The organism is Streptococcus parasalivarius, from assembly GCF_054785155.1.
This window is the reverse complement of the sequence record NZ_BAABOB010000004.1, coordinates 39,390-52,100: the sequence shown is the minus strand read 5'-3', so window position 1 is coordinate 52,100 and position 12,711 is coordinate 39,390. Positions and strand designations below refer to the sequence as shown.

The following is a 12,711-nucleotide window of genomic DNA, read 5'->3' as shown; positions in this document are numbered from 1 at the left end:
GGAAAAATTATGAAAGTACATTCTAATTTTACTGGACAAAAGTCCAAAAAACGTCTGATTGCATTCTCATGTACAACTGCTCTTGCTAGCTTTGCCTTTATCGCAAGGCCTGCATTTGCGGAGGAACCTAAAGTTGACAACTCATCAAACCTTGATACGACTGCTGCTACCACTGCCAATGTGGAAACCACAGCAGATCTTGTCGAAACTAAGGTTGTTGAAGCTCCTGCTACTACTGAAAATGTTGCTAGCACTGAAAGCACTACAAATGTTTCAGAACAAGCCACAACTTCTACAGCAAGCTCTGAAACTGCCAGTGAGACTGCTTCAACAACTGCAAGCGAAAGTCAAGCACCTGCAGAATCTGCTACAGGCCAAACACGCGAAACTGTAACTACAGACCGAGCTACCAATGAGACAGCAACAGCAACCGCAGATACCAATAGTGAAACCAATGTTACCGGTGGTCAGTACTATAGTGATGACCAAGGCAACTGGTATTATAGAGATGCTAGTGGTAAAAACCTCGTAGGCGAACAGACTATCGATGGTCAAAATGTTTATTTCCGCAGTAATGGGCAACAAGTTAAGGGACCTTTAATCGGTTGGAATAATAATCTATTTCGTTACTACGATGTTGATACTGGGCAACTATGGACTAATCGATACCTTGAATACAAAGGTAATTGGTACTATTTAGGTGAAAATGGCTATCCACTCACTGGTGAACAAACTATCAATGGCCAAGAAGTCTACTTCGATTATAAAGGTATTCAAGTCAAAGGTGACTTTAGCGGAGAGTCTTATAGTTATCCTCATATGACTTTCTATTACGATGCTGACTCTGGGGCTCGAGTAAGAAAAGAAGGTCTTGTCAATGATAAAGGAGGAAAAACTTACTACCTCAACAATGATGGCTCTAAGTTTACAGGAGTTCGTGAGATTGACGGAAACCTCTTTTATTTCAAAATATATGATGCTACTACCCCTGTTTATATTGGCTCTCTACAAAAAGGTATTAGTATCTCTCTTGAGGAGGGAAAAAATTCACCACGTGGTAATAGTTATGGTTATGGTAATCCTACTAAAATCACCCGTCGCTACTATTTTGACTCAATTACTGGTCAAGCAGTAAAAAATCGCTATATTAAAGAGTCTGACGGATGGTATTATTACGGAGAGGATGGTAATGCTATTCGTCCTCAAGATGGTGAAGTCAATATAGACGGTCAAATCGTTTACCTCTATGCTAATGGTCGTCAAGCTAAGGGAGAGCTTGTTCTCGACAATGGTGTTCTTCGCTACTATGATCCTAATTCTGGAGCACGCGTCTCTAACACCACTCTAACAGTTAATGGTATGACCTATCGATTTGATGAAAATAGCGTAGGTACGGATGCTCCTAACCCAAATGGTTATTATAGTGATGATAACGGAAATTGGTATTATAAAAACGCAAATGGAGACAACCTTACTGGAGCTCAAATTATCAATAGCCAAAAAGTATTCTTCCGCGACAATGGTCAACAGGTTAAAGGGGCCTATACCAATGCCCGTAATAACCTTGTTCACTACTTCGATCCAGATTCTGGAGAACTTGCGACCAATCGTTATATCGAATACAACAAATCTTGGTACTACGTTGATAAAAATGGCAATACTTTAAAGGGTGCTCATACTATTGATGGTCATGAAGTCATCTTCAGTCGCTATGAAGGAACACAAACCAAAGGGGCATTTGCACAAGATGGTGTATATATGCCTGAATACTTTTATGATAAAGATAATGGATATAAAGTAAACTATTCTGGCTTTGTAAAAAACTCATTTGGAGATACTTATTACCATGACGAAACTGGTAGACAAGTAATCGGCTTTAAAGAAATTGATGGCGAATTTTACTACTTCACTCCAGGTGGGGCAAGCAAATATATTCGAGTTGCTTCAATGGAAAAAAATACACTCCTCTATTATACAAGGGATAAAATTTACTATTTTGGTGAGTCTGGTAAAGCAGTTAAAAACCGCTTCGTCTTTACCAATGGAAATTGGTATTATTTCAATGGAGATGGTACAGCAGCAATTGGTGCTTCTGAAATTAATGGTAAAAAGCTTTACTTTAACTCTAGGGGGGAACAAATTAAAGGTGCTTTTACACCAGATGGTCACTACTACGATGAAATCTCTGGTGAGCTCGTCACTAACCTAACTCGTACCATCAAGGGCGTAACATATCACTTTGATGAAAATGGTAATTCGACTAAAGTTTAAGATATCTCTTACTTTAAGAAAACTTTAGGCTTTGCTTTTTATACTATAAGCATCCTAAAACTTTTCTTTTTCATAATCTCCTAAATCCAGGGCATAGGTCTTGGATTATTTTGTTTTAGAAAGGTCTTTAGCAACTAAAATCATCCCCTCTCACTCGCAATGCAATGTAATCGTTTTCTTATTTTTATCTAAATTTCTTATATTTTCTTGAAAGTCTCTAAAATAGCGCTATAATAGGACTTAGGAAATGGAGGAAAAAGTATGAAAGTACATTCTAATTTTACTGGACCTAAGTCCAAAAAACGTCTGATTGCATTCTCATGTGCAACTGCCCTTGCAGGTTTTGCCTTTATCGCAAGACCTGCTTTCGCTGAGGAAGCTAAAGCTGACAACGCATCTAACCTTGATGCAACTGCTGCAACATCTACCAATGTGGAAACCACAGCAGATCTTGTCGAAACTAAAGTTGTTGAAGCTCCTGCTACTACTGAAAATGTAGCTAGCACTGAAAGCACTACAAATGTCTCAGAACAAGCCACAACTTCTGTTGCAAGCTCTGAAACTGCCAGTGAGACTGCTTCAACAACTGCAAGCGAAAGTCAAGCACCTGCAGAATCAGCTACAGGCCAAACACGCGAAGCTGTAGCTACAGACCGAGCTGCCAATGAGACAGCTTCAGCTAGCGGAACTTCGAATGTTGAAACCAATGTCACTGGTGGTCAATACTATAGAGACGAATATGGCTACTGGCATTACAAAGATGCTAGTGGTAAAGACCTGACTGGACCTCAAACTGTTGATGGGGTTAAGGTATACTTTAGAGATAGTGGCGTTCAAGTTAAAGGGGAATTTGCTTGGGATGGTCACTATTATGACAAAGATTCTGGAGCTCTTGTTACCAATAATTTCGTTGAAAATTATGGACGAAGATATTACTTAGATGAAAATGGCAATAAAGCAATCGGTCCCAAAGAAATTAATGGAGCTTGGAATTATTTTGACGACTACGGTGAACAAGTTAGGAATAGATTTGCTTCTGATGGCCGTTATTACGACAAGGACGGAAAACAAGTTGATTTCGGGACAAACCGTTATTTTCAACTTGGTGATTATTGGTTTTACGCCGGTAAGGACGGTGCTATCTTAAAAGGTGAGCAAACTATTGATGGCGTTAAGGTTTACTTTTATCAAAGCGGCGTTCAAGTTAAAGGGTATTTTGTTAGAAATGATACTGACAATAAGGAACATTATTACGACAAAGATTCTGGTGCACTAGTCACTAATAACTATGTTATTGCCTACGATAACTATACCCACCAAAATGAACGCTACTATGTGGATGAGCAGGGTGTTCGCGTAGAAGGTTCTAGAACTATCGATGGTAAACAAGTTTACTTTAGATATGATGGAAGACAAGTCTTCGACAATTTTGGTGACGATGGCTACTTCTATGGGCAAGATGGTAACCGAGTCGACCTAGGCACAAACCGTTATGTTCAAATCAAAGGCAACTGGTACTACATCGGTAACGATGGAAAAATCTTGACAGGTGAACAAACTATTGATGGTGCTCATGTCTACTTTGGCTATAAAGGTATCCAAGTGAAAGGAGATTTTGACTACAACAAACAATTTCATGATAAAGACTCTGGAAATCTAGTTACTAATCGTTTCGTAACAGTTAAAGACAAAACCTACTTTATTGGAGCTGATAGTAAGGCTATCAAAGGGGCAACAGTCATCGACAACATTGAATACTTCTTTGATAAAGAAACTGGTGCTCAAGTTAAAGGAAATTTCGCAAGAAACGATAAATACTACGATGGGGTCACTGGTGCTCTCGTAACCAATAGCTATGTCCAAGTTGGTAAAGACTGGTACTATGTTGGAAATGACGGAAAGCCCCTCAAAGGCTCTCAAACCATTAATAATGTTCCTGTATACTTTGATCCTTATGGGGGTAAACAAGTAAAAGGAGAGTTTGGTGATAATGGTTACTATTACGACCAAAATTCTGGTGCCAAAGTAGATTTGGGAACAAGTCGCTATGTCCAAGTTAACGATAATTGGTACTACGTCAATGCTGAGGGTAAGATTCTCAAAGGCGAACAGACCATCGATGGGGTTCAAGTCCATTTTGATACTAAAACAGGGCAACAAATTAAAGGGGGCTTTACTGACAAAGATGGTAAATTAGTCATAAAAGAAAAATATTATCTATCTGGTACTCCTATGAGATATTATGATAAAGACTCCGGTGCTCTTGTAAAAAATCAATACTTCAACCATAATGGTAAATGGTACTATGCAGATGCAGAAGGTAATATCCTTAAAGGCTCACAAACCATCGATGGGGTACATGTTTACTTTGACTATAATGGTGTACAAGCTAAAGATACTGTTCTTGATGGTTACTACTACGATAAAGATACTGGCGCACGGAAAGAGCTCCCTCGTAATCAGTTTATTAAAATTGGTGACGATTTATACTATTTTAGCAGTAATGGACGAACTGGAAGTATAAGTATTAACGGTAAGGATTACTATGTTGAGCAAAACGGAAAGGTTCTTCGGGGTTCCTTTAACATATATCAAAGACCACCTTACTATGATGATGAAACTGGCGAAGCTGTAGAAAAAACTGGTTTTGTTAAATCTCGTAGTAGTTGGTTCTACCTAGAAAATGGTAAAAAAGTCGCAGGTTTTAAAAAAATTGATGGGAAACTTTACTATTTCTCTGCCAATCCAATGAACAAATACGAAACAAACGAACAAGTTCGTGGAAAGTTAGCTAGACCTAAGTTTTATATTTCTTTTCCTAGCAGAGCAGAAGACAACCCAACTTACTACTTCGACGCTGAAACAGGTGCTGCTGTAACCAACCAATTCGTCTATGCAGATGGACACTGGTACTACTTCGGTAACGATGGAAAGGCTCTTCTATTTGATCAAGTCATCAATGGTCAACACCTCTACTTTGATTATCAAGGTAAGCAAATTAAAGGCAATTTCGTTACAGACTACAAGGGGACTCGTTACTACGATGAAAACTCTGGGGAGCTCGTAACCAACCAAACACGTACCATCAATGGTGTGACTTATCACTTTGATGAAAATGGACGTGCAAATCAATTGTAAAATAAGTCCGAAAATCGACTAAAATTATTCTTATAAGACATCTATACTAAGGAAGTTGATTAATTTCAACTTCCTTTTAAAAATCCAAGAAAATAATTTTTGTCTACTTTAAGAAAACTTTAGGAATCGCTTTGTATACTATAACCATCCTAAAACTTTTCTTTTTCATAATCTCCTAAAATCCAGGGCTCAGGTCCTGGATTTTTTTGTATTTTTAAACTCTTGTGACTGCTAAAATTGTGACATTTACTTTATTAGTCACCTTTCAATGTAATCGTTTTCTTATTTTTGTCTAAATTTCTTATATTTCCTTGAAAGTCTCTAAAATAGCGCTATAATAGAACTTAGGAAATGGAGGAAAAATTATGAAAGTACATTCTAATTTTACCGGACAAAAGTCCACAAAACGTCTGATTGCATTCTCATGTGCAACTGCTCTTGCAAGTTTTGCCTTTATCGCAAGACCTGCCTTCGCTGAGGAAGCTAAAGCTGACAACACATCAAACCTTGATGCAACTACTGCTACCACAACCAATGTGGAAACCACAGCAGACCTCGTAGAAACTAAAGTTGTCGAAGCTCCTGCTACTACCGAAAAGGCAGCCAGCACTGAAAGCACTACAAATGTCTCAGAACAAGCCACAACTTCTGCTGCAAGCTCTGAAACTGCCAGTGAAACAGTTTCAATAACTGCAAGTGAAAGTCAATCACCTGCAGAATCAGCCTCAGGCCAAACACGCGAAGCTGTAACTACAGACCAAGCTGCCAATGAAGCTGCATCAGCTACCGAAACTTCGAACAAGGAAACAAACGTCACTGGTGGTTATTACTACAGCGATAAGTATGGTCTCTGGCATTATAAAGATGCTAGTGGTAAAGACCTGACTGGACCACAAACTGTTGATGGCGTTAAGGTCTACTTCAGTCTAGGCGGTGTTCAGGTTAAAGGAGGATTTGGCTGGGACGATCACTATTATGACAAAGATTCTGGTGCTCTTGTTACTAATAAATTCGTTGAAGAATATGGTAGAACCTATTACTTAGATGAAAATGGTAATAAGACAATTGGTTCCAAAGAAATTAATGGAGCGTGGTATTATTTTGATCTGGATGGTGAACAAGTTAAAGGTAGATTTGCTTATGATGACCGTTATTACGACGAAAACGGAAAACAAGTTGATTTCGGGACAAACCGCTATTTTGAATTAAACGGAAAATGGTACTATGCTGGAAATGATGGTGCTATTTTAAAGGGACCACAAACCATCGATGGCGTTAAGGTCTACTTCCATCAGAATGGTATTCAGGCTAAAGGGTATTTTGTTAAAGATGAGGAAGATAATAAATCTCGATACTACGATAAGGATACTGGTGCTCTAGCTACTAACCAATATATCATCGCCTACAACCCCTACAGACATAGAAATGAACGTTATTATGTTAACGACCAAGGAATTCGGTTAACTGGTCCTCAAACAATTGACGGTAAACAAGTCTACTTCGATACCTACGAGGGAAGCCAGGTTTTCGACAATTTTGCTGACGATGGCTACTTTTACGATCAAGACGGTAATCGTGTCAACCTTGGTATCAATCGTTATGTTCAGGTCAAAGGCAACTGGTACTATGTCGGTGAAGATGGAAAAATCTTGAGAGGTGAGCAAACTATTGACGGCGCTCACGTTTATTTTGAATATGAAGGTAAACAGGTTAAAGGAGATTTTGACTATAATAATCAATTTCACGATAAAGACTCTGGAAATTTAGTTACTAATCGTTTCGTTACCGTTAATGACAAGACCTACTTCATTGGAGGCGATAGCAAGGCCATCAAAGGAGCAACAGTCATTGACAACACTGAATACTTCTTTGACGAGAAAACTGGAGCCCAAGTTAAGGGAGATTTTGCTAGTAACGATAAATACTATGATGGAATCACTGGTGCTCTCGTAATCAATAGTTATGTCCAAGTCGACAAAGACTGGTATTATGTTGGAAATGACGGTAAACGGCTTAAAGGTTCTCAAACCATTAACAATGTTCCTGTATACTTTGACCCTTATGATGGTAAACAAGCCAAAGGTGTATTTGGCAATGATGGCTACTTCTACGACAAAGATTCTGGTGCTAAAATAGACCTTGGTACCAACCGCTACGTTTTCATCAACGAAAACTGGTACTACCTTAATGAAGAAGGAAAAATCCTTAAAGGCGATCAAACCATCGATGGGGTACAGGTTCACTTTGATCCATATTATGGCAATCAGATTAAAGGAGAATTTACCGATAGTAATGGGCATGCGGTTAAAGCAAACTCCTATACTAGCCCAGTTAAGTTCTACGATAAAGATTCCGGCGCTCTTGTAAAAAATCAATACTTCAACCATAATGGTAAATGGTACTATGCAGATGCAGAAGGTAATATCCTTAAAGGCGATCAAACCATCGATGGGGTACACGTTTACTTTGACTATAATGGTGTACAAGCTAAAGATACTGTTCTTGATGGTTACTACTACGATAAAGATACTGGCGCACGAAAAGAACTCCCTCGTGATCAGTTTATTAAGATTGGTGACGATTTATACTACCTTAGCAGTAATGGACGAACTGGGGAAATAAATATTGATGGGAAGGATTACTATATTGCTCGATATGGTAGAGTTCTTCGTGGTTCCTTTAACGTATACCAAGAGCCACCTTACTATGATGACGAAACTGGCGAAGCTGTGAAAAAAACTGGTTTTGTTAAATCTGATGGCCGTTGGTACTATTTAGAGGAAGACGGAAAAAAAGCAAAGGGCCTTAAAGAAATTGATGGTAAGCTTTATTTCTTCTCTAATAATCCAATGAACAAATACGAAACGCACGAACAAGTTCGTGGACAATTAGCTAGACCTTACTTTTATATTTCCTTCCCAAATAGAGCAGAAGACAATCCAACTTACTACTTCGAAGCCGAAACTGGGGCTGCGGTAACTAACCAATTCGTCTACGCAGATGGACACTGGTACTACTTCGGTAAGGATGGTAAGGCCCTCCTCTTTGATCAAGTCGTCAATGGTCAACACCTCTACTTTGATTATGAAGGTAAACAAGTGAAGGGTGATTTCGTTACAGACTACAAGGGAACTCGTTATTATGACGAAAACTCTGGTGAGCTTGTAACCAACCAAACACGTACCATCAATGGTGTGACTTATCACTTTGATGAAAATGGACGTACAAATCAATTGTAAGATAAGTCAGGAAATCGACTAAAATTATTCTTATAAGACATCTATACTAAGGAAGTTGATTAATTTCAACTTCCTTTTAAAAATCCAAGAAAATAATTTTTGTCTACTTTAAGCAAACTTTAGGATTTGATTTATATACTATAACTATCCTAAAACTTTTCTTTTTCATAATCTCCTAAATTCAGGGCTCAGGTCCTGGATTTTTTTGTTTTTTATGAATCTTGGATTTAGTAAGAACTGGCAACATCTCACTTAATATTCAAAGAAAAGCATACTTTTCTTTTTTGTCTACTCCTTTTCACATTATAAGAAAGCCTTTTCATTTTAATCTTGAAAAGGCTTTCTTATTGTCTTATAATATAAATTAAAAAGGGGGGGATTTGTTATGGAAACAAATAATAAGGTCAAACATCATTCATCTAAAAAGTATCTGATTGCGTTTTCATGTGCATCTGCTCTTGCTAGTTTTGCACTTATTGCCGGAGCTGCTTTTGCGGATGAAGTAACTGCTAGTGAAACACTCAAGAATGACACGACAGCAAGTGTTACTGCCAATCTTGAAACAACAGCAGATTTAGTTGAAACAAAGGGAATTGAGGCAACTGCTTCTGCTGAAAGTTCAACAGTTGCTCCAGAGTTAGCAAGTTCGGAAAACGCTAGAGAAAGGGCTTCAGCAACCACTAATGAGAGTCAAGCTCCTACTGAAACAGCCATCGTTGAAGCACACGCCGTTTCAACAAGAGACAGTGCTGCTAGTGAAACAGCTACGGCAACTCCTGTTATCAATGAGGACGTAAACGTTACAGGTGGTCAATATTACAGTGACCAAAACGGTAAATGGCATTACAGAGATGCCAATGGTAAGGACCTGACTGGACCACAAACCATCGATGGGGTTCAAGTCTATTTCGATAAAGAAAATGGCATACAAGCTAAAGGCGTTTTTGCTAAAGACCCTAATGATGCTAAAAAACTAAATTTCTATGATAAAGATTCTGGTGCTCTTCTCAAAAATCAATTTATCGTGGCCTACAGCAACGATACAAAACAATATGAACGTTATTATCTAGATGATAAAGGGAATCCCGTGTATGGTGAGTATCGAATTAATCGTCGATCATCCTACTTTGACGATAAATTTGGGACTCAAATCATTGATCGCTTTGCTCCTAATGGACACTTTTACGATCAGGATGGTGTTTTCGTCAATTTAGGTACCAACCGCTTTGTTGAAATCAAAGGAAAATGGTACTATCTCAATGATAGAGGACAAATTATAAAGGGCAGCCATATCATTAATGGGGCTCAGCTCTATTTCGATGAAAATGGTGTTCAAATAAAAGGGAATTTTGACAAGGATAACCGCTATTATGATGAACACACTGGTAAGCTAGTAAGCAACCGATTCGTAACAGTCAACGATAAGAGCTACTTCGTTGGCGCAAAAGGTGTAGCCATGAAGGGTGCTACTCGTATTGATGGTAAAGAGTACTACTTCGATAAAAAGACCGGTGCCCAAGTGAAAGGTGACTTCGGAGGTAATGGTAAATACTACGATGCCTCAACTGGTGCACTTGTAACCAACCGTTATGTCAATATAGATAAATATTGGTACTATGTGGATGCTGAGGGCAAACCATTAAAAGGTTCACAAACCATAAATAATGTCCCTGTCTACTTTGATTCTTATTATGGCCGACAAGTTAAAGGCGATTTTGGAGACGACGGTTACTACTATGATAAAGACTCTGGTGCGAGAATCACACTTGAAAAGAATCGTTTCCATAATATTAATAACCAGTGGTATTATGTCGGTTCAAATGGCAAAATCCTTAAAGGTGACCACGTCATCAATGGTGTTCAGGTACATTTTGATAGAATATTTGGAACACAAGCTAAAGATGGCTTTGTAGATAAAGATGGTATTAATGTTCTCTATGATAGCTTTGTTGTCTTTGGTATCCCAGTTAAGTATTATGACAAGAATACTGGTGAACTTGTTAAGGGGCGTTACTTTACAACTCGAGGTAAGTGGTTCTATGCAGATAAGCAAGGCAACATTCTAAAAGGTGCTCATACCATTGATGGTGTCCCTGTCTACTTTGACGACCACCTCGGAACACAATTCAAAAACGTAGTTAAAAATGGCCACTACTATGATAAGGATACCGGTGAACAGAAGGAAGTCCCACGGAACCAATTTGTTCGTGCTGATAATGGGCTCTTCTATTATGATAAAGATGGTAAACCACTTTCTGGTTCTCATACCATTAATGGTGTAACCTATTCGTTCTATGAAAATGGACAAGCCCGTCAAGGAACTTTTGGGCCTTCCGGTTCAGGACCTTTCTACGATGAGGTTACTGGAGCAGCAGTCAGAGAAAAAGGATTCCATCAAGTAGGTGGCGATTGGTACTATACTGATGAAAATGGTAATAAACTTCTCGGTCTTCAAGAAATCGATGGGAAACTCTATTATCTCGATAATACAGAGTCTACAAGCTTAGTTACTGGTTATCTCGCAAAAGATAAAGTGCTTAGTCCTGAGCAAAAAGAGTCTACTAGATATCCTCGGACATCTAGTAGTACTATCATCGAACCTAAACTCTATAGTTACTACTACTTCGACGCTGAAACAGGTGCTGCGGTAACTAACCAATTCGTTAATTGGAAGGGCAACTGGTACTACTTCGGTAACGATGGAAAGGCTCTACTCTTCGATCAAGTCATCAATGGTCAACACCTCTACTTTGATTATGAAGGTAAGCAAGTGAAGGGCAATTTCGTTACAGACTACAAGGGGACTCGTTACTATGATGAAAACTCTGGTGAGCTCGTAACCAACCAAACACGTACCATCAATGGTGTGACTTATTACTTTGATGAAAATGGACGTGCGAAGCAATTGTAAAGAATTCAGGAAATAGACTAAGTTTTTTCTCACAGATATCTATACTAAAGGAAGTTGATTAATTTCAACTTCCTTTTTAAGCATTTTCTTTAATCACATATCAAGAATAAAAGTACAAAATCAAGACTCCAATTTTGTACTTAGGTTAAAAAATAGATCAAAAAAGGTCCTCCCCCAACCTATAGGGAAGAACCTCTTTTTTTGAAGACTAATTTTTTATTTTAACTAACTATTTAGAAGAAGGGAAGGATCCTCTTTGTTATTAGTCTTCTTTCTTACGACGACGGTCCAAAAGACCTAGTCCAAGACCTGTAATCAAGGCTGACAAACCTGTCACTTCTGCAATATGTCCACTTTCTGTTCCTGTCTCTGGTAGAACTGCTTGTTCTTGAGGTTGAGCAACTTGTGGAGTTACTTCTTCAATAACAGTTGGACTTACAGGTTGTTCTGGTTTAACTGGTTGTTCTGGCTCCTCTGGTTTCTTAGGTGTTGGTACCTTAGGTTGTTCTGGAGGAGTTACAGGTTTATCAGGAGTAACCGGAACATAAATGATTGGTGTATCTTTACCTGGATCCTCTGGTGTTACAGGTGTTCCTGGTTGGATTGGTTGACCTGGTTTGGTTGGATCCTTTGGATCTGGAAGGTGTGGTTCATATCCTGGAACATCTGGCACAACCGGTTGACCTGGTTTCGTTGGATCTGTTGGATCGTTCGGATATTTAACACCTGGTGTTGATGGGAAGTTTGGATCGTTTGGTGTCACTGGTTTTGGAACCAAGTTTCCAAGTGGTTTGTAAGTAACTGTTTCTTCAAGGTTTTCTTGAGTAACAGCCTTAGAAGCAACACTTGCTTTATCAGCGTAGTAGCCTGTCAAACCTGGTGTTGGAACTGCAGAGTAGGCTGCCTTATCTGATGCCCATGGTGTCGCTGAAAGTTCTTTACCTGTGACTTTATCCAAGGTAAGGGTACGTGTCCATGTCGCCTTTTCAACGTGATCTGCTGGAGCAGCTACCTTACCGTCTGATACCACATACTTAACAGTAGATGTGACATCTTTCTTCCATTGATCTGTCGCTGGGTACTTAGGACTGTTTGGATCATTTGGATTGATTGGATCTGTTGGGTTATGTGGATCATTTGGTCCTACTGGTG

At 38.9% G+C, this 12,711-nt stretch carries 5 protein-coding genes; 4 read left to right on the top strand and 1 reads right to left on the bottom strand.

The genetic code is table 11. The features are described 5' to 3' along the window. Window positions 1–9 precede the first annotated feature (9 nt). From ACYVQ1_RS04720 to ACYVQ1_RS04705, 4 genes are all read left to right on the top strand, one after another. Window positions 10–2,271, top strand: coding sequence for a glucosyl transferase (locus tag ACYVQ1_RS04720; RefSeq protein ID WP_461249997.1), 2,262 nt, complete (start codon window positions 10–12; stop codon window positions 2,269–2,271). Window positions 2,272–2,532: 261 nt separating this feature from the next. After that, window positions 2,533–5,409 carry a glucosyl transferase gene (locus ACYVQ1_RS04715; RefSeq protein ID WP_461249996.1) on the top strand — a complete coding sequence of 959 codons (2,877 nt, stop codon included), beginning with the start codon at window positions 2,533–2,535 and terminating at the stop codon, window positions 5,407–5,409. A 365-nt stretch (window positions 5,410–5,774) separates the two neighbouring features. Then, the gene (locus ACYVQ1_RS04710) at window positions 5,775–8,648 is read left to right on the top strand and encodes an N-acetylmuramoyl-L-alanine amidase family protein (RefSeq protein ID WP_461249995.1); all 2,874 of its coding nucleotides are present in this window, start codon (window positions 5,775–5,777) and stop codon (window positions 8,646–8,648) included. A 385-nt stretch (window positions 8,649–9,033) separates the two neighbouring features. Beyond that, window positions 9,034–11,559 carry an N-acetylmuramoyl-L-alanine amidase family protein gene (locus ACYVQ1_RS04705; protein ID WP_461249994.1) on the top strand — a complete coding sequence of 842 codons (2,526 nt, stop codon included), beginning with the start codon at window positions 9,034–9,036 and terminating at the stop codon, window positions 11,557–11,559. A gap of 262 nt (window positions 11,560–11,821) precedes the next feature. On the opposite strand, the gene ACYVQ1_RS04700 is transcribed toward ACYVQ1_RS04705, so the two are convergent. Next, on the bottom strand, window positions 11,822–12,711 hold an 890-nt coding region (locus tag ACYVQ1_RS04700; protein WP_461258409.1), incomplete at its 5' end, for a mucin-binding protein.